Source organism: Bacillus sp. MD-5, assembly GCF_002201875.1.
Lineage (GTDB): Bacteria > Bacillota > Bacilli > Bacillales > Bacillaceae > Bacillus > Bacillus stercoris.
On sequence record NZ_CP021911.1, the window covers coordinates 1443870 to 1463697 of the forward strand.

At 43.6% G+C, this 19828-nt stretch carries 16 protein-coding genes, 1 riboswitch and 1 other annotated feature; all 16 genes read left to right on the forward strand.

Annotation, left to right across the window (positions count from 1 at the left end; translation table 11 throughout):
• The first annotated feature begins 55 nt into the window (after positions 1 to 55).
• Positions 56 to 1378 carry a cell division protein FtsA gene (ftsA, locus tag CDO84_RS07280; protein ID WP_003238682.1) on the forward strand — a complete coding sequence of 441 codons (1323 nt, stop codon included), beginning with the start codon at positions 56 to 58 and terminating at the stop codon, positions 1376 to 1378.
• 35 nt (positions 1379 to 1413) lie between these two features.
• Positions 1414 to 2562 carry a cell division protein FtsZ gene (gene ftsZ, locus CDO84_RS07285; protein WP_014663893.1) on the forward strand — a complete coding sequence of 383 codons (1149 nt, stop codon included), beginning with the start codon at positions 1414 to 1416 and terminating at the stop codon, positions 2560 to 2562.
• Between the two features lie 301 nt (positions 2563 to 2863).
• Complete coding sequence (locus tag CDO84_RS07290; RefSeq protein WP_040083215.1) at positions 2864 to 7165, forward strand: bacillopeptidase F; 4302 nt, start codon at positions 2864 to 2866, stop codon at positions 7163 to 7165.
• Positions 7166 to 7359: 194 nt separating this feature from the next.
• Entirely contained in the window at positions 7360 to 8289 is a 930-nt protein-coding gene (gene spoIIGA, locus CDO84_RS07295) for a sigma-E processing peptidase SpoIIGA (RefSeq protein WP_040083797.1), read from the forward strand.
• A gap of 62 nt (positions 8290 to 8351) precedes the next feature.
• Positions 8352 to 9071, forward strand: coding sequence for an RNA polymerase sporulation sigma factor SigE (sigE, locus tag CDO84_RS07300; protein ID WP_003221446.1), 720 nt, complete (start codon positions 8352 to 8354; stop codon positions 9069 to 9071).
• A gap of 139 nt (positions 9072 to 9210) precedes the next feature.
• The gene (gene sigG, locus CDO84_RS07305; protein WP_014663896.1) at positions 9211 to 9993 is read left to right on the forward strand and encodes an RNA polymerase sporulation sigma factor SigG; all 783 of its coding nucleotides are present in this window, start codon (positions 9211 to 9213) and stop codon (positions 9991 to 9993) included.
• Positions 9994 to 10140: 147 nt separating this feature from the next.
• On the forward strand, positions 10141 to 10935 hold the full coding sequence (locus CDO84_RS07310) for an ABC transporter ATP-binding protein (RefSeq protein ID WP_040083214.1): 795 nt from the start codon (positions 10141 to 10143) through the stop codon (positions 10933 to 10935).
• Between the two features lie 10 nt (positions 10936 to 10945).
• Positions 10946 to 11047, forward strand: a riboswitch (TPP riboswitch).
• A gap of 84 nt (positions 11048 to 11131) precedes the next feature.
• Positions 11132 to 12412, forward strand: coding sequence for an N-formyl-4-amino-5-aminomethyl-2-methylpyrimidine deformylase (ylmB, locus tag CDO84_RS07315; RefSeq protein WP_040083213.1), 1281 nt, complete (start codon positions 11132 to 11134; stop codon positions 12410 to 12412).
• An 82-nt stretch (positions 12413 to 12494) separates the two neighbouring features.
• Positions 12495 to 12740 (forward strand): YlmC/YmxH family sporulation protein, encoded by a 246-nt coding sequence (locus tag CDO84_RS07320; RefSeq protein ID WP_003232153.1) that lies wholly within the window; start codon positions 12495 to 12497, stop codon positions 12738 to 12740.
• A 162-nt stretch (positions 12741 to 12902) separates the two neighbouring features.
• Positions 12903 to 13739 (forward strand): peptidoglycan editing factor PgeF, encoded by an 837-nt coding sequence (gene pgeF, locus CDO84_RS07325; RefSeq protein WP_040083212.1) that lies wholly within the window; start codon positions 12903 to 12905, stop codon positions 13737 to 13739.
• A 5-nt stretch (positions 13740 to 13744) separates the two neighbouring features.
• A complete protein-coding gene (locus CDO84_RS07330) occupies positions 13745 to 14437 on the forward strand; it encodes a YggS family pyridoxal phosphate-dependent enzyme (protein WP_014663902.1) in 693 nt (230 codons plus the stop codon).
• Positions 14434 to 14889, forward strand: a complete 456-nt coding sequence (gene sepF, locus CDO84_RS07335) for a cell division protein SepF (protein ID WP_014476753.1) — start codon at positions 14434 to 14436, stop codon at positions 14887 to 14889. Before CDO84_RS07330 ends, sepF begins: the two co-directional genes overlap by 4 nt.
• Positions 14890 to 14895: 6 nt before the next feature.
• On the forward strand, positions 14896 to 15168 hold the full coding sequence (locus CDO84_RS07340) for a YggT family protein (protein ID WP_003221463.1): 273 nt from the start codon (positions 14896 to 14898) through the stop codon (positions 15166 to 15168).
• 60 nt (positions 15169 to 15228) lie between these two features.
• Positions 15229 to 16002, forward strand: a complete 774-nt coding sequence (locus CDO84_RS07345; RefSeq protein ID WP_040083211.1) for a YlmH family RNA-binding protein — start codon at positions 15229 to 15231, stop codon at positions 16000 to 16002.
• Between the two features lie 93 nt (positions 16003 to 16095).
• A complete protein-coding gene (divIVA, locus tag CDO84_RS07350; protein WP_003221468.1) occupies positions 16096 to 16590 on the forward strand; it encodes a septum site-determining protein DivIVA in 495 nt (164 codons plus the stop codon).
• A 62-nt stretch (positions 16591 to 16652) separates the two neighbouring features.
• Positions 16653 to 16879 (forward strand) — a binding site (T-box leader).
• Between the two features lie 52 nt (positions 16880 to 16931).
• Entirely contained in the window at positions 16932 to 19697 is a 2766-nt protein-coding gene (gene ileS, locus CDO84_RS07355) for an isoleucine--tRNA ligase (RefSeq protein WP_040083210.1), read from the forward strand.
• Positions 19698 to 19828: the final 131 nt, after the last annotated feature.

Genomic DNA, 19828 nt, shown 5'->3' on the forward strand with positions numbered 1-19828 from the left:
GTTGTTCCGCAAATAATAGAATAGAAATGATCGAAATGTGAGGAGGTGCCATAGAATGAACAACAATGAACTTTACGTCAGTCTTGACATCGGTACGTCCAATACAAAAGTGATCGTCGGAGAAATGACAGATGATTCCCTTAATATTATCGGTGTGGGAAATGTACCGTCTGAAGGGTTGAAAAAAGGCTCAATCGTTGATATAGATGAGACCGTTCATTCTATAAGAAAAGCGTTTGACCAAGCTGAAAGAATGGTAGGTTTTCCGCTTAGAAAAGCTATTGTCGGCGTTAATGGAAATTATATCAATATTCAAGATACAAACGGCGTTGTAGCAGTTTCCAGTGAAAATAAAGAAATTCAGGTTGAAGATGTACGCCGTGTCATGGAGGCGGCACAGGTTGTTTCAGTACCGCACGAACAGCTGATTGTCGACGTCATTCCTAAACAGTTTATCGTAGATGGAAGAGATGAAATCACCGACCCGAAAAAAATGCTGGGTGTGCGTTTAGAAGTAGAGGGCACCTTGATCACCGGTTCAAAAACAATCTTACATAATTTACTCCGCTGTGTTGAAAGAGCTGGTATTGAAATAACTGATATTTGTCTTCAGCCGCTGGCAGCCGGTTCTGCTGCATTATCAAAGGACGAGAAAAACCTTGGTGTGGCTCTCATTGATATAGGGGGAGGGTCAACAACCATTGCCGTATTCCAGAACGGACATCTCACTTCTACCCGTGTCATTCCTCTCGGAGGCGAAAATATCACCAAAGATATCTCCATCGGATTGAGAACGTCAACAGAAGAAGCAGAACGCGTGAAAAAGCAATTTGGACATGCCTACTATGACGAAGCCTCGGAGGATGAAGTATTTGAGGTAACCGTTATAGGCACCAATCAAAAACAAACATTTACACAGCAAGAAGCAGCGAATATCATTGAAGCGAGAGTAGAAGAAATTCTTGAAATTGTTTCAGAAGAGCTTCGCAGTATGGGAATTACCGATCTGCCGGGAGGCTTCGTGCTGACAGGAGGACAAGCGGCAATGCCGGGTGTCATGTCTTTGGCACAGGATGTGCTGCAAAATAACGTCAGGGTGGCAAGCCCGAATTATATCGGTGTAAGAGATCCTCAATATATGACGGGAGTGGGCCTGATCCAATTCGCCTGCCGGAATGCAAGAATCCAAGGCAGAAAAATAGGCTTTAAGATGCCTGAAGAAGCGATACAGGAAATCGCAGTCTCATCATCTGAGGAACAAGAGCAGCATCATCATCAAAATGAGGTGCAGCAGCGGCCAAAAGGAAAACAAAAAACACAAGCCGAACATAATAAACAGAGCAAAATGAAAAAACTATTAAGCATGTTTTGGGAATAGATAGATAGTCATTCGGCAGATTAGGAGGATTTAGCATGTTGGAGTTCGAAACAAACATAGACGGCTTAGCATCAATTAAAGTAATCGGAGTAGGAGGCGGCGGTAACAACGCCGTTAACCGAATGATTGAAAATGAAGTGCAAGGAGTAGAGTACATCGCGGTAAATACGGACGCTCAAGCTCTTAACCTGTCAAAAGCAGAAGTGAAAATGCAAATCGGCGCAAAGCTGACTAGAGGATTGGGAGCAGGTGCGAATCCGGAAGTCGGAAAAAAAGCCGCTGAAGAAAGCAAAGAGCAGATTGAAGAAGCGTTAAAAGGCGCTGACATGGTATTCGTGACAGCCGGTATGGGCGGCGGAACAGGAACAGGTGCCGCACCGGTTATCGCACAAATCGCGAAAGACTTAGGCGCATTAACAGTCGGAGTTGTAACAAGACCGTTTACCTTCGAAGGACGCAAAAGACAGCTTCAGGCTGCAGGCGGAATCTCGGCAATGAAAGAAGCGGTGGATACACTGATTGTGATCCCGAACGACCGTATCCTTGAAATTGTTGATAAAAACACACCGATGCTTGAAGCATTCCGTGAAGCGGATAACGTACTCCGCCAAGGGGTCCAAGGTATTTCTGACTTGATTGCTACACCTGGTCTTATCAACCTTGACTTTGCTGATGTGAAAACGATCATGTCAAACAAAGGATCTGCTTTGATGGGTATCGGTATTGCTACCGGGGAAAACCGTGCGGCAGAGGCAGCGAAAAAAGCCATTTCCAGCCCGCTTCTTGAAGCGGCCATTGACGGTGCGCAAGGCGTTCTCATGAACATCACTGGGGGAACAAACCTCAGCCTATATGAAGTTCAGGAAGCAGCAGACATTGTCGCTTCGGCGTCTGATCAAGACGTAAACATGATTTTCGGTTCTGTTATTAATGAAAATCTAAAAGATGAGATTGTGGTGACAGTGATTGCAACGGGCTTTATTGAACAAGAAAAGGACGTGACGAAGCCTCAGCGCCCAGGCTTAAATCAAAGCATTAAAACACACAATCAAAGTGTTCCAAAGCGTGAGCCAAAACGTGAGGAGCCTCAGCAGCAGAACACAGTAAGCCGTCATACTTCACAGCCGGCTGATGATACGCTTGATATCCCAACATTCTTACGAAACCGTAATAAACGCGGTTAATGTAAAGGACAAAATCGTTTTCGATTTTGTCCTTTTTTGTTTTTCTCTTCAAACTTTCTTCTTATATAGCCTTTTTTCCTATTACCTCCTTCGTTTAGTAATGAAATAGATGAATAGACCTATTTATTTTCGTGACAATTTTATCATTTTCATATATATGGAAATTAACTGACATGAAACGACAATATCTGTAATTTAGATTGTCTACAGTTAACATACAGCGATGTTCTGACAAACCATTCATTTTTAAAAGGAGGGACGACATATTTTTTACAAAGCATGTTGAAAAAGGGGGATGAAAATGAGGAAAAAAACGAAAAACAGACTCATCAGCTCTGTTTTAAGTACGGTTGTCATTAGTTCACTGCTGTTTCCGGGAGCAGCCGGGGCAAGCAGCAAAGTCACCTCAGCTTCTGTTAAAAAGGAGCTTCAATCTGCGGAATCCATTCAAAACAAGATCTCGAGTTCATTAAAGAAAAGCTTTAAAAAGAAAGACAAAACGACCTTTCTGATTAAATTTAAAGATCAGGCCGACACAGAAAAAGCGGCAAAAGCGGCTGTTAAAAAAGCGAAATCGAAGAAGCTGTCTGCGGCTAAAACGGAATATCAAAAGCGCTCTGCCGTTGTGTCATCTTTAAAAGTCACAGCCGATGAATCCCAGCAAGACGTCCTAACATACTTGAACACCCAGAAAAATAAAGGAAATGCAGACCAGATTCATTCATATTATGTGGTGAACGGGATTGCTGTTCATGCCTCAAAAGAGGTTATGGAAAAAGTGGCACAGTTTCCTGAAGTGGAAAAAGTGCTTCCTAATGAGAAACGGCAGCTTTTTAAGTCATCCTCCCCATTTAATATGAAAAAAGCGCAAAAAGCAGTTAAAGCAACTGACGGTGTGGAATGGAATGTCGACCAAATCGATGCTCCAAAAGCCTGGGCGCTTGGATACGATGGAACTGGTACAGTTGTTGCCTCTATTGATACCGGTGTGGAATGGAACCATCCGGCATTAAAAGAGAAATATCGCGGATATAACCCTGAAAATCCCGATGAGCCTGAAAATGAAATGAACTGGTATGATGCTGTAGCAGGCGGGGCAAGCCCTTATGATGATTTGGCTCACGGAAGCCATGTGACAGGTACGATGGTGGGATCTGAACCTGATGGAACAAATCAAATTGGTGTAGCGCCTGGCGCAAAATGGATCGCTGTTAAAGCGTTCTCGGAAGATGGCGGCACTGATGCTGACATTTTGGATGCTGGTGAATGGGTTTTAGCACCAAAGGACGCAGAGGGCAACCCTCACCCGGAAATGGCTCCTGATGTTGTCAATAACTCATGGGGCGGAGGCTCAGGACTTGATGAATGGTATAGAGACATGGTCAATGCCTGGCGTGCGGCCGATATTTTCCCTGAGTTTTCTGCGGGGAATACAGACCTCTTTATTCCTGGCGGGCCTGGATCTATCGCAAACCCTGCAAACTATCCGGAATCGTTTGCAACTGGAGCGACTGATATCAATAAAAAGCTCGCTGACTTTTCTCTTCAAGGGCCATCCCCATATGATGAAATAAAGCCGGAAATATCTGCACCGGGCGTAAATATTCGTTCATCCGTTCCCGGTCAGACATATGAGGACGGATGGGACGGCACATCAATGGCAGGGCCGCATGTATCGGCTGTTGCTGCACTGTTGAAACAGGCGGATGCCTCACTTTCTGTCGGTGAGATGGAGGATATATTAACCAGCACGGCTGAACCGCTGACAGATTCAACATTCCCTGATTCTCCGAATAACGGATATGGCCATGGTTTGGTGAACGCTTTTGATGCTGTATCCGCTGTCACAGATGGGTTAGGCAAAGCAGAAGGACAAGTTTCTGTAGAGGGGGATGATCAAGAGCCTCCTGTCTTCCAGCATGAGAAAGTGACAGAAGCTTATGAAGGTGGCAGCCTGCCGCTGACTATAACAGCTGAAGACAATGTGAGTGTGACATCTGTAAAACTGTCCTACAAGCTTGATCAAGGTGAATGGACAGAAGTAACGGCTAAACGAATCAGTGGTGATCATCTAAAAGGAACGTATCAGGCAGAGATTCCAGACATCAAAGGAACTAAGCTAAGCTATAAGTGGATCATTCAGGATTTTGGCGGACATATGGTTTCGTCTGATATATATGATATAACAGTGAAACCAAGTATTACGGTGGGATATAAGCAGGATTTTGAAACTGCAGCCGGCGGCTGGCTTGCAAGCGGAACAAATAATAACTGGGAATGGGGCGTTCCGTCAACTGGCCCAAATACAGCAGCATCCGGAGAAAAAGTATATGGAACAAATCTGGCGGGGAATTATGCCAACTCGGCAAACATGAACCTTGTTATGCCTCCTGTTAAAGTGCCTGATTCAGGAAATCTGTTTCTTCAATTTAAAAGCTGGCACAATTTAGAGGATGACTTTGATTACGGCTACGTTTTTGTTCTGCCTGAGGGAGAAAAGAATTGGGAGCAGGCCGGTGTTTATAATGGAAAGACATCAAGCTGGACGAATGAAGAAATTGATTTATCGGCTTATAAAGGCCAAAACATTCAAGTGATGTTTAACCTACAATCAGATGAAAGTATTAACAAAGAGGGCTGGTACATTGATGATGTAGCGCTTTCTGACAAATCAGCCGGAAAAACAGCCAAAAAGAATAAGCTGGGCGTCGAAAAGCCGTCTGGAAAACAAAAGAAAAAGGCAGTAAATCCGAAAAAAGCAAAGCCATCTCAACATACAGCTGTAAAAACCGAGAGTAAAGCTATACAGCCGCAAGTTTTGCCGCTCAGGGCACAAGTCAGTGTAGTGGAAACAGGAAAATCAACATATTCCGATCAATCCATAGGGCGGTACACGCTGACGCACAAAGCGGGAGACTATACGCTTATCGCAGAAGCACACGGTTATCAATCGAAAACACAAAAAGTGTCTTTGCAGGCGGACCAGACGACACAAGCTAATTTTACGTTAGAAGAAATGAAGAAGGGCACATTAAAAGGTACGGTTATCAATAAAACGACAAAAGAGCCGGTAAAAGGCGCTTCCATTTATGTTGTAGAGGATGCTGCGGTTGAACCGGCTACGACGAACGACAAAGGTGAATATACGCTCGAGGCCTATGAAGGCTCTTATACGATTAAAGTCGCTGCACCGGGTTATTACAGCGATGAATTTTCCGTTGAGTTAAAAGGTAATGTTACAAAAGAAACTGCATTGAAGCCTTTCGTTGGTTATCCAGGTGAAATTGCATATGATGACGGGACAGCCGAGAATGCCAATTCTTATTTTGCTGCCGGGAACGGATGGGCGGTAAAAATGACGCTAGCTGACGGCAAGGACAAAGGCATGCTTACAGGAGGGCTGTTTAGATTTTGGGATACAGAGTTCCCAGATCCAGGCGGTACAGAGTTTAAGGTTGAGGTATACGATGCTACAGGAAAAGACGGAGCACCGGGCAAGAAAATTGCCGGGCCATTTAACGCTGAAGCTCTTCGCAATGGCGAGTGGACTAAGGTAGATCTCAGTTCAAAAGGGATTATGGTCGATAAAGACTTTTATCTCGTATATATCCAGTCGAAACCTGACCCGTATTCACCTGGACTGGCAATGGATGAAACCGGCAAGAATTCCGGCCGCAACTGGCAGTATATAGGTGGAAAATGGGAGCCGGGTGACGAAGCAGACGGCAACTATATGATTCGCGCATTAGTTGATTACGAAGCTGCTGTGCCTGAGATTACTTCACCGACAGACAAGTCATACACAAATAAGGAGAACGTCACTGTAAAAGGAAAAGCTTCACCTGGTACAACGGTACACATTTATAATGAAGAGAAAGAAGCAGGAGAAACAAAAACTGCCGCGGACGGCACGTTCCAGACAGGCATCACACTCAGCAAGGGCGAAAATAAGCTGACAGCAACTGCATCAACAGATAACGGAGCAACGGATGCCTCCAGCCCAATCACGGTCACGCTTGATCAAGAAAAGCCTGAATTAACACTGGACAATCCAAAGGATGGCGAGAAAACAAATAAAGAAACGCTGACTGTCAAAGGGGCTGTATCCGATGACAATCTGAAAGACGTCAAGGTGAATGGCAAAAAAGCAACAGTAGCTGATGGTTCATACTCAGCCCGTATTCTTTTGGATAATGGAAGAAATGAAATCAAGGTGATTGCTACAGACCTTGCAGGCAACAAAACGACGAAAAAGACAGTCATTGATGTCAACTTTGACAAGCCTGTCATTTCTGGCTTGATTCCGGGAGAGGATAAAAACTTAAAAGCCGGTGAATCTGTGAAAATCGCTTTCTCAAGCGCTGAGGATTTGGATGCAACGTTTATCATTCGTATGCCGCTGACAAATGCAAGAGCGAGTGTGCAAAACGCCACCGAGCTCCCGTTAAGAGAAATTTCTCCGGGGAGATATGAAGGCTATTGGACAGCCACTTCTTCTATTAAAGCAACCGGAGCAAAAGTAGAAGTGATCGTACGAGATGATTATGGAAATGAAACGAGAAAAACTGCGAATGGAAAACTTAATATCAACACAGAAAATTAAGTAGAAAAAAGCTGCCGTCACTGGCAGCTTTTTTTATATCCTCTTATTACACTTCCTCGACAAATTAAGCAGATTTCCCTGAAAAATTGTATTTTCCTCTCAACATTAATTGACAGACTTTCCCACAGAGCTTGCTTTATACTTATGAAGCAAGAAGAGGAAACAGCGTGAGGCAAGAAAGAAAGGAGTCAGATGTGAAAATCTATTTAGATGTCATTTGGCTGTTAAACTTTTGTTTTGATGCACTTTTGCTTTTGCTCACGGCATTTATTTTAAAACGGCATGTGAAAAAAAGAAGACTGATAGGCGGGGCGTTCATCGGTTCAAGTATTGTCCTTTTGATGTTTACTCCTTTTTCGCCTATTGTTGACCATCCGGCTGGGAAGCTAGCTTTTTCAGTTGTGATTGTACTGGTGACATTTGGCTTTAAAAGATTTCGCTTTTTCTTTCAAAATTTGTTTTCCTTTTATTTTGCCACTTTTTTAATGGGGGGAGGAATTATCGGAGCTCATTCTTTGCTGCAGTCAAATTCTATTGTTCGAAACGGTGTCATGATTACCAATCAAACAGGGTTTGGAGACCCGATCAGCTGGTTGTTTATTGTTGCTGGCTTTCCAGCATTATGGTTTTTTTCTAAAAGAAGAATCGAAGATATTGAAACAAAAAACATTCAATATGAGGAACGAGTCAGCGTGCAGGCCGATTTGGGCAACCAAACACTTCATGTCAGAGGCCTGATTGATTCGGGCAATCAGCTGTACGATCCTCTTACAAAAACACCGGTTATGATCATTTACGTTGATAAATTGGAGCCGATTTTCGGAGCAGCCGAAACGATGATCATTCGAAACACAGACCCGCTGGAAGCCATCGAACAGCTTGATGATTCATTTCGCTTTTTAGATAAAATGAGGTTGATTCCATACAGGGGAGTTGGTCAGCAAAATCAATTTTTATTATGCGTTAAACCGGATCACGTAACGATTATGACAAAAGAAGAAATGATTTGTGCAGATAAATGCTTAATCGGTATCAGCACAACAAAGCTTTCAGCAGATGGAGAGTTTGATGCGATTATTCATCCGAAAATGCTTTCGGGCAAGGCTGTCAAACACGTTTCATAAAGTTCGCAAATGTCCGTTACTTATCATACTCAAACGGCGGTACATTTAGAAGGGAGAGGAAGATGAAAAAACTAAAATTACGGTTGACGCACCTCTGGTATAAGCTGCTGATGAAACTTGGGCTGAAAAGTGATGAAGTCTATTACATAGGCGGGAGTGAAGCCCTGCCGCCTCCATTGTCTAAAGATGAGGAGCAGGTGTTGTTAATGAAGCTCCCAAACGGCGATCAGGCGGCACGTGCCATTTTAATTGAACGCAATTTGCGCCTGGTCGTTTATATCGCCCGTAAATTTGAAAATACGGGAATTAATATAGAGGATTTAATCAGCATAGGTACCATCGGATTAATCAAAGCTGTGAACACATTCAACCCAGAAAAGAAAATTAAGCTGGCGACCTATGCCTCCCGCTGTATAGAAAATGAAATTCTGATGTATTTGAGGAGAAACAACAAAATCCGTTCAGAGGTTTCCTTTGATGAACCGCTTAATATTGATTGGGACGGCAATGAGCTTTTGCTTTCTGATGTGCTCGGCACAGACGATGACATCATCACTAAAGACATAGAAGCTAACGTAGATAAAAAGCTTTTGAAAAAAGCGCTTGAACAGCTTAATGAGAGGGAAAAGCAAATTATGGAGCTGCGGTTTGGGCTTGTCGGTGAAGAAGAAAAAACCCAAAAGGATGTAGCGGATATGATGGGGATTTCACAGTCCTATATTTCACGGCTTGAGAAACGAATTATAAAAAGATTGAGAAAAGAGTTCAACAAAATGGTGTAAAAAATTTTATGGGTAGAACCCCTTGATTTTACAGGGATTTCCTGATTTCGACAGTTTTTCGGCCTGAGTGCAGTGCATATTTTTCCCACCCAAGGAGATACTTAACGGTGTACAGCAGCTCCTGTAGGGAGGGAAAAAAGTGTCGAGAAATAAAGTCGAAATCTGCGGGGTGGATACCTCCAAATTACCAGTACTCAAGAATGAAGAGATGAGAAAGCTGTTTAGGCAGCTGCAGGATGAAGGCGATGATTCAGCAAGAGAAAAGCTTGTAAATGGGAACTTGCGTCTTGTCTTAAGTGTCATTCAACGATTTAATAACAGAGGGGAGTATGTTGATGACTTATTTCAAGTCGGCTGCATCGGACTAATGAAATCCATTGATAATTTTGACCTAAGCCACAATGTTAAGTTTTCAACATACGCTGTACCTATGATTATCGGAGAGATCCGCAGGTATTTACGCGATAATAACCCGATCCGTGTCTCAAGATCACTCCGGGACATCGCTTACAAGGCGCTTCAGGTAAGAGAGCGGTTAATCAGTGAGACAAGCAAGGAGCCGACTGCAGAAGACATCGCAAAAGTTCTTGAAGTACCGCATGAGGAAATTGTATTTGCGCTTGATGCCATTCAGGATCCGGTTTCTCTATTTGAACCGATCTATAACGACGGCGGAGACCCGATTTATGTGATGGACCAAATCAGTGATGAGCGCAATACAGATACACAATGGATTGAAGAGCTGGCTTTAAAAGAGGGCATGAGAAGGCTAAACGATAGGGAAAAAATGATTTTGAGAAAGCGATTCTTCCAAGGGAAAACCCAAATGGAAGTCGCCGAGGAAATCGGAATATCCCAAGCACAGGTGTCCAGACTTGAAAAAGCGGCTATCAAACAAATGAATAAAAATATTCATCAATAATGAAAAGCCTTTAAAACGATTTTGTTTTAAAGGCTTTTCTATTGTTTGCCGACGGTTTACGTTTTGGAAAAAATAAGGTATCCTAGTTTGTGCGAAGTTTTAAGAAAATTAAAACAATTACAAAAGGCAATCAAGAGGAGGACCACGATGATTTTGCAGCTTGACAATGTCTCATTAAAACGGAATGGGAAATGGATATTGAGGGATATTCATTGGAAGGTGGAAGAAAAGGAAAATTGGGTGCTTTACGGCCTAAATGGCGCCGGGAAGACAGCACTGTTAAATATGCTTTGCTCTTATTATTTTCCAACATCAGGCGAGATGCAGGTGCTTGGCCATGAATTTGGCAAGACAGAGCTTGGGGAAAAACTCAGACGTAAAATTGGCCTCGTCTCAGCAGCTCTTCAGCAAAAATTGTACCCGGCAGATTCAGCCTTTGAAATTGCTTTGAGCGGAGCTTACGCTTCGATTGGATTATATGAAACACCAAGTAAGAAAATAAGGGAAAAAGCGATTGGTTTGTTAGAGGACTTGGGAGCAATTGAATATGCCGACCGTCGCTATGAAACCCTTTCTCAAGGGGAAAAACAAAGAGCATTGATTGCAAGAGCACTAATGGCCGATCCGGAGCTGCTGATACTGGATGAACCAGTCACAGGGCTGGATTTTATTGCCCGGGAAAAGTTGTTAGATACGATTACATACATTGCAAACAAAGAAAATGCACCATCTATCCTTTATGTGACTCATCATGCTGAGGAAATTTTGCCTGTCTTTGATAAAGCTCTTTTATTAAAGCAGGGAGAGGTCTTTGGAGCCGGAGAAATAAAGGAAATGCTTACTGATCAAATACTTTCCGCTTTTTTTGATACGCCAATCCATGTATTATGGAACCAAGATCGGCCGTTTTTAACAAGAGCTGAGCCGATAACGAATGCCTGACAAACACATAGATTCATCCTAGGGGTGCTTTGCGAAGCTGAGAGAGACTTTGTCTCAACCCTTTTGACCTGATCTGGATCATGCCAGCGGAGGGAAGCGGTGAAGAAACAGAGTGCATAGGACTCTGTTTGTTTTTATTGAGCCGTTTCATAACTTGAAGCGGCTTTTTATTTTTGAAGAATAGGAGCGGATTAGATTGGAACAACAAATAGACTCTTTGCTCAAAAAAGTGGAAGAACAAAAGGAGGAGCTTATTCAGCTGGCAAAAACGCTGATTTTTTATCAAACACCTGCTCCGCCTGCAAGAAATACAGAGGGGATTCAGTCATGGATTTCGGGATTTTTAAATGAATTAGGATTTTCGATCGACAAATGGGATGTGTACCCTGGAGACCCCAATGTTGTAGGCCAGCTAAAGGGAACAGGTTCAGCAGATTATCATAGCCTGATCATCAATGGCCATGTAGATGTGGCAGAGGTAAAAGAGGATGAGGAATGGGAGCACGATCCATTTCATCCAATTGAAAAAAACGGTCTCTTAATCGGACGAGGCGCTTCCGATATGAAGGGCGGAATGGCATGTGTACTGTTTGCTGTCAAATTAATTCGTGAAGCAGGCATTGAACTTCCCGGTGATCTGATTCTGCAATCGGTTATCGGGGAGGAAGTTGGAGAAGCCGGCACGCTTGAATGCTGCAAGAGGGGCTACCACGCTGATTTTGCAATTGTCGCGGATACGAGCGATATGCATATTCAAGGCCAAGGCGGTGTCATTACAGGCTGGATCGAAATCAAAAGCAGTCAAACATTTCATGATGGAACGAGACGAAATATGATTCACGCAGGCGGAGGAACATTCGGAGCAAGCGCAATTGAAAAAATGGCGAAAATCATTGCGGGGCTCGGTGAGCTTGAGCGCCACTGGTCTATTATGAAACGTTATCCCGGTTTTAAACCTGGAACAAATACAATTAACCCGGCTGTTATAGAAGGCGGCAGACATGCGGCTTTTATAGCGGACGAATGTCGGCTGTGGATCACAGTTCATTTTTATCCGAATGAAACCCATGACCAAGTGGCAGCGGAAATAGAAGATTACGTCAATCGGCTGAGTGACAGTGATATTTGGCTTAGGGAAAACCGCCCCGTATTTAAGTGGGGAGGCTCATCGATGATTGAAGACAGAGGAGAAATTTTTCCGGCATTGGAAGTTGACCCTGGCCACCCAGGCGTCTTAGCGCTTACTGCCTCTCATGAGAAAGTGAAGCGGGAGAGTCCAATTATTGACGTTTCTCAATCGGTTACAGATGGTGGGTGGCTGTATGATGCCGGTATTCCATGCGTGATATACGGTCCTGGCGATCTGCACAATGCACACTCCGTGAATGAGAAGGTATCGATTGAGCAACTAGTAGAGTATACAAAAATTATCCTCGATTTTATTATCAGCTGGTGCAGCCGGAAAAAAGAACAGTGACATGAAAATTTCTTCTTGCTGACAAGGTTCAGCCTGCCCGTTCATATACTTGAACAAAAGGACGGAAAAAGGACGTGATGGAATGATCAGCATTTCAGAATTTCAGGTGAAGGATGTCGTCAATGTCTCAAACGGAAAAAAGCTGGGGAGTATTGGTGATATTGATATCAATGTGACCACTGGTAAAATTCAGGCGATTATACTAGGAGGAAATGGGAAAGTGCTCGGATTTTTCGGAAAAGAAGAGGAATTGGTCATTCCATGGCGAAATATAGTAAAAATCGGGGAAGATGTAATCTTGGTCCGATTAAGTGAACCGCATGCATAAACCTGCTTTTCTGCCGCGGATTGGCAAATGCCGGAAGTCTCGTTTCTTCCGGCACATTTCATTTAGAAATATGCAAATCGGCGCTCAACGAATGCAGAAAGATGTGGTAAAATAAGTGGGAAATTCCGCTTTTTTAAATGTTTGTCGAAAGGTTGGATCATCATGAATACATATCACCCATTTAGTCTTACCACACCCTCGACACTCATGATACAAGACTGGGCTCAAACGAATCAAAACAACAAAGAAGTCATTGCCGGATTTACGACGAAAAACGGCGGTGTCAGCAAAAAGCCTTTTGAATCGTTAAATACAGGATTGCACGTTCATGACAAAGATGCAGATGTAGTTAAAAATCGTGAATATATTGCCGATATGTTTAATACTGATTTGCAGTCTTGGGTATTCGCTGATCAGACACATGATAATTGCGTTCAGAAAGTAACGCAGAGGGATAGGGGAAAAGGCGCCCGTGAGTATCACACAGCGCTAAAAGCAACGGACGGGCTCTATACAAATGAAAAAAATGTATTTTTAGCATTATGCTTTGCTGATTGTGTGCCTCTTTTCTTTTATGATCCGGTTAAATCACTTGTCGGAGTTGCCCATGCCGGGTGGAAAGGCACTGTCAAACAGATTGGCAGAGAAATGGTGAAGCAATGGACTGAGAAGGAAGGTTCAAATCCTTCAGATATTCAGGCTGTTATTGGTCCGTCTATCAGCGGAGCATGCTATACGGTAGATGACCGTGTCATGGATGCTGTCCGCGCATTGCCGGTTTCAGCAGACCGTGCCGTTAATCAGACGGCAATGGCACAATATCAGCTTGATTTGAAAGAGCTGAACCGCCTCATACTGATAGACAGCGGTTTGGCAAATGAACAGATTTCTGTCAGCGGTTTATGCACGGAAAGCGAGCCGTCTCTTTTCTATTCTCACCGCCGCGATCAGGGGAAAACTGGACGGATGATGTCCTTTATCGGAATGAAGGAGGCATAAAGATCTTGCGTGTTGTTGATAATTTACGACATATAAACGAACGAATAAACGAAGCATGTAACAGATCGGGCCGCAGCTCCGATGAAGTTACGGTTATTGCAGTCACAAAATATGTATCGCCTGAAAGAGCACAGGAGGCAGTAGATGCTGGCATCACCTGCCTCGGAGAGAATCGGGATGCGGAACTGCTCCGCAAACAGGAATTGATGAAAGGGAATCCGGAATGGCATTTTATCGGCAGTCTGCAATCAAGAAAAGCAAAATCTGTCGTCAATGCAGTTTCTTATATCCATTCCCTAGACCGGCTCTCATTAGCGAAAGAAATTGAAAAACGGGCTGAAGGTACTGTCCGATGCTTTGTGCAGGTCAATACCTCTCTTGAGCCTTCTAAACACGGCATGAAAAAAGAAGAAGTCATTCCATTCATACAGGAGCTTTCCGGTTTCGAACATATCCAAGTGGCCGGACTGATGACAATGGCTCCGCTGACTGATGATCAAGATCAGATCAGAAGCTGTTTCAGGTCGCTGAGAGAACTCCGTGACCAGGTTCAGAAACTGAAGCAGCCGAACGCTCCGTGTACTGAACTGTCGATGGGCATGTCAAATGATTTTGAAATTGCAATTGAAGAAGGGGCTACTTATATTAGAATCGGCTCATCGTTAGTCGGAAATGAAACAGGGGGTGTACAGCAATGAGTATGAAAAATAAACTGAAAAACTTTTTCTCGATGGAAGATGAAGAATATGAATATGAATATATTGAGACAGAGCGGGAATCGCATGAGGAGCATGAGCAAAAAGAAAAGCCGGCTTATACCGGGAATAAACCTGCGGGCAAACAGAATGTAGTGAGCTTGCAAAGTGTTCAGAAATCCTCTAAAGTGGTGTTGAGTGAGCCGCGCGTGTATGCGGAGGCGCAGGAAATAGCCGACCATTTGAAGAACCGGCGGGCAGTTGTCGTCAATCTTCAGCGGATACAGCATGACCAGGCGAAGCGGATTGTTGACTTTTTAAGCGGAACCGTCTATGCCATCGGCGGAGATATTCAAAGAATCGGCTCAGATATCTTTCTCTGCACGCCTGATAACGTAGATGTATCAGGCACAATTTCTGAGCTCATATCTGAAGACGAACATCAGAGGTGGTAAAGCGAGATGATCCTTTATCAAGTTTTTTCGGTTTTAAGCTTATTAATCACAATATACTCATTTGCCCTGATCATATACATTTTTATGTCATGGGTGCCGAGTACGAGGGAAACAGCAGTCGGGCGTTTTTTAGCATCGATTTGTGAACCATATCTCGAACCATTCAGAAAAATCATCCCTCCGATTGCAATGCTGGATATTTCACCAATCGTAGCAATCCTTGTGCTTCGATTTGCGACTACCGGCTTGTGGGGACTTTATCGCATGATTGCGTTTTAATGTGACAGTTTGATAGGGGCTTGGCAGCAGCCAAGCCTCTTTACATAGAAGGGAAAGACGATGAGCGATATCTATCAGCACTTCAGAAAAGACGAGCGGGCCTTTATTGATCAGGCGCTCGAATGGAAAAGAATTGTCCAGGAGCAGTACAGAATGAAGCTGACCGACTTTTTAGACCCTCGAGAGCAGGTCATCCTCACTGCTGTTACGGGACAGACAGACGTCGGGCTTGCTTTTTCCGGCGGCTATGACAGAGCGGAGCGGAAACGGGCGATTCTGTATCCAGAATACATTACTCCAGAAGAATCGGATTTTGAACTGCAGGCGTTTAACGTCCGTTATGCTGACAAGTTTGTCTCAGTAGATCACCGTTCTCTGCTTGGTGCATTAATGGGCATAGGATTAAAGCGGCAAAAATTCGGTGACATCGTGTTTTCTGAATCAGCTGTGCAATTGATTGTATCAGCCGATACCGCTGATTTTGTGGCCGCACAGCTGACTCAAGCAGGCAAAGCGACGGTCAGCCTTGAGAAAATTGGCTTGTCAGACCTTAACATTCCGGCTATTGATGTCGAAATAAGAGATGACACGGTTTCTTCTTTAAGGCTTGACGCTGTCTGCGCCTCTATGAGCAGGCAATCCCGCCAGAAATCACAGACACTTGTGAAAAACGGGCTCGTAAAAGTGAACTGGAAGGTAGTTGAAGATCCTTCCTACATAGTGGCAGAAGGGGACATGCTGTCTATCAGAGGCTTTGGCCGCTGCAGTTTATCCAAAATCGAAGGAAAAACCAAAAAAGACAAATGGAGAGTTACGTTTGAACGACAAAAATAGTCGGTTTTTCAGTTTTTTTCTCCATCTGTGCGAAATTTGTTTTATAATGTGAACTAGATAACCGTACTGAAATGTAAAAATGGAGGTGGCATCATGCCATTAACGCCAAATGATATTCACAACAAGACGTTTACAAAAAGTTTTCGCGGATATGATGAAGATGAAGTAAATGAATTTCTAGCGCAAGTCAGAAAAGATTACGAAATTGTTCTCCGGAAGAAAACGGAACTAGAAGCGAAAGTCAATGAGCTAGATGAAAGAATCGGACACTTTGCCAATATTGAAGAAACATTGAATAAATCGATTTTAGTTGCCCAAGAAGCAGCTGAAGACGTAAAACGCAATTCACAAAAAGAGGCAAAGCTGATCGTACGGGAAGCGGAGAAAAATGCTGATCGCATTATCAACGAATCGTTATCAAAATCAAGAAAAATCGCCATGGAAATCGAAGAGCTGAAAAAACAGTCTAAAGTGTTCAGAACACGTTTCCAAATGCTGATTGAGGCTCAGCTCGATCTTCTGAAAAATGACGATTGGGATCATCTCCTTGAGTATGAAGTCGACGCTGTATTTGAGGAAAAGGAATAAATTCTCTGATTATCTTGACATTTTCTTAGCTTGTCGAATATAATACGTTCATAAATTCAGATGAAAAAACGGTTGAAAGGGACAGTCATGTTTCCTTCAGGCCTTCATAGCGACCCGGAGATGGTGAGAGTCCGGGATGGCCGGAATCATGTAGATCAGCCCTTAAGTTTCCTTTCTGAACTCACAGTAGGTTAGGACGTTCATCACGTTACGATGCTCAAGAGGAAAAAGCGTATGCTGGCTTTTTCTAAAAGGGTGGTACCGCGAGATAAGCTTTCTCGTCCCTTATGGGATGAGAGGGCTTTTTTTATTTTCTGAAAAAATGCAGTGGAGGAATGAAAATGGATTTTAAAGACACGCTCTTAATGCCAAAAACAGATTTCCCGATGCGTGGAAATTTGCCAAACCGTGAGCCTGACATTCAAAAGAAATGGGAGGAAGAGGATATCTATCGTCTTGTGCAGGAACGGACGAAAGACCGCCCGAAATTTGTTTTACATGACGGACCTCCGTATGCTAACGGCGACATTCATATGGGCCACGCGCTTAACAAGATTTTGAAGGATTTCATTGTCCGCTTTAAATCAATGAGCGGCTACAACGCACCGTATGTACCAGGCTGGGATACACACGGATTGCCAATTGAAACAGCTCTGACAAAAAACAAAAAAGTCAACCGCAAAGAAATGTCAGTAGCGGAATTCCGCAAACTGTGCGAAGAGTACGCTTGGAAGCAAATCGAGGGGCAGCGTGAGCAATTCAAACGTCTTGGCGTCCGCGCTGATTGGGAAAACCCATATGTGACATTAAAACCGGAATACGAAGCGCAGCAAATCCGCGTATTTGGTGAGATGGCAAAACGAGGCTACATTTACAAAGGTCTTAAACCAGTTAACTGGTCACCTTCAAGTGAGTCTGCTTTGGCTGAAGCCGAGATCGAATATCAAGACAAACGTTCAGCATCTATTTATGTCGCTTTTGGTGTAAAAGACGGAAAAGGCGTTCTTGAAAATGGTGAACGTATCATCATCTGGACAACAACACCTTGGACAATTCCGGCGAACCTCGGAATCTCAGTGCATCCTGATCTTGAGTACAGCGTGATTGCAGTAGGCGAAGACCGCTTTGTCGTAGCAAGTGCTTTAGTCGAAAATGTTGCGTCTGCATGCGGATTTGATCAGTATGAAGTAACAAGAACGGTCAAAGGGAAGGACCTTGAGAACATTATCGCTGAACACCCGCTATATGGCAGAGATTCTCTCGTTATGCTTGGTGAACACGTAACAACTGATGCCGGAACAGGCTGTGTTCATACAGCGCCAGGACATGGGGAGGATGACTTTATCATCGGCCAAAAATACGGCTTAGATGTGCTTTGCCCAGTTGATGCAAAAGGTGTCATGACAAGCGAAGCTCCTGGCTTTGAAGGCATGTTCTATGACGATGCAAACAAAGCGATCACACAGCAGCTTGATGAAAAAGGCGCACTTGTGAAGCTTGAATTTATTACTCATTCTTATCCGCACGATTGGAGAACAAAAAAACCAACCATTTTCAGAGCGACAGCGCAATGGTTTGCGTCTATTAAAGATTTCAGATCAGACCTGCTGGACGCCATCAAAGAAACCAAATGGGTTCCTGAATGGGGCGAGCAGCGTTTGCACAACATGGTTCGGGACCGCGGAGACTGGTGTATTTCCAGACAGCGTACGTGGGGTGTGCCGATTCCGGTATTTTATGCCGAAAATGGGGAACCGATTATTACGGATGAAACCATTGAACATGTTTCTGAATTGTTCAGGCAGCACGGATCAAACATTTGGTTTGAAAAAGAAGCAAAGGATCTTCTTCCGGAAGGTTTTACACATCCTGGAAGCCCGAACGGCACATTTACAAAAGAACAGGATATCATGGATGTTTGGTTTGATTCAGGCTCTTCACATCAAGCAGTACTTGAAGAACGTGATGATCTCGTTCGTCCGGCTGATTTATACCTAGAGGGATCTGACCAATATCGCGGCTGGTTTAACTCTTCTCTTTCTACAGCAGTAGCCGTAACAGGAAAAGCGCCGTATAAAGGTGTGCTCAGCCATGGGTTCGCACTGGATGGAGAAGGACGCAAGATGAGTAAATCAATCGGTAACGTTGTTGTTCCGGCTAAAGTTATGAAACAGCTTGGTGCCGACATCTTAAGATTATGGGTATCTTCAGTGGATTATCAGGCGGATGTTCGCGTGTCTGACGCCATTCTGAAGCAGGTTGCGGAAGTATATCGTAAAATCCGCAACACGTTCCGTTTCCTTCACGGCAACCTTTTCGATTTTGATCCAAAAACAAATGCGGTGGCTGTTGAAGAACTTCGTGAAGTGGATCAGTATATGCTGATTAAGCTGAACAAACTGATTGATAAAGTGAAAAAAGCGTATGATGAGTACGAATTTGCGGTTGTGTATCACAGCATCCATAATTTCTGCACAATCGAATTAAGCTCATTCTATCTCGATTTTGCAAAGGATATTGTTTACATCGAGCATGCGGATCATCCGGATAGACGCAGCATGCAGACAGTATTCTACGAAACGCTTCTTGCATTAGTGAAGCTTTCAGCGCCTATCCTTCCACATACGGCTGACGAATTATGGTCGCATTTAACATTTGTTGAAGAGCAGAGCGTTCAGCTGACAGATATGCCGGAAACAATCGCAGTTCCAAACAGTGAAGCAACTGAAGAAAAATTTGACCGCTTTATGGCTCTTCGTGATGACGTGCTAAAAGCATTAGAAACTGCGCGGAATGAAAAAATTATCGGTAAATCATTGGAAGCTAACCTGAAATTGTATCCAAATAAAGAAAACAAAGAGCTCTTGGCTTCCATTAAAGAAAATCTTTCTCAGCTGTTTATTGTGTCAGAACTGACAATCAGTGAAGAACCTGAAGCGCCGAACGATGCGCAAAGCTTTCCGACGGGTAAAATCGCTGTCGAAAAAGCGGAAGGCGAAATGTGTGAGAGATCACGTGTGATTTCAAAAGATGTAGGGGCAAATCCGAAATATCCTACACTTTCATTACGCAACGCTGAAATCGTTGAAAAATATTATGAAAAATAATGCAAAAGGGGCCCGGCGTAAAAGCCGGGCTTTTTTTGTGCCAAGAGTGACATCCTTTAGAACGGCAGGAAAAATCTTATGGGCTTTAGATCATCATTCATAGGCAACAATAAAGGTACTACGTTAAGAGC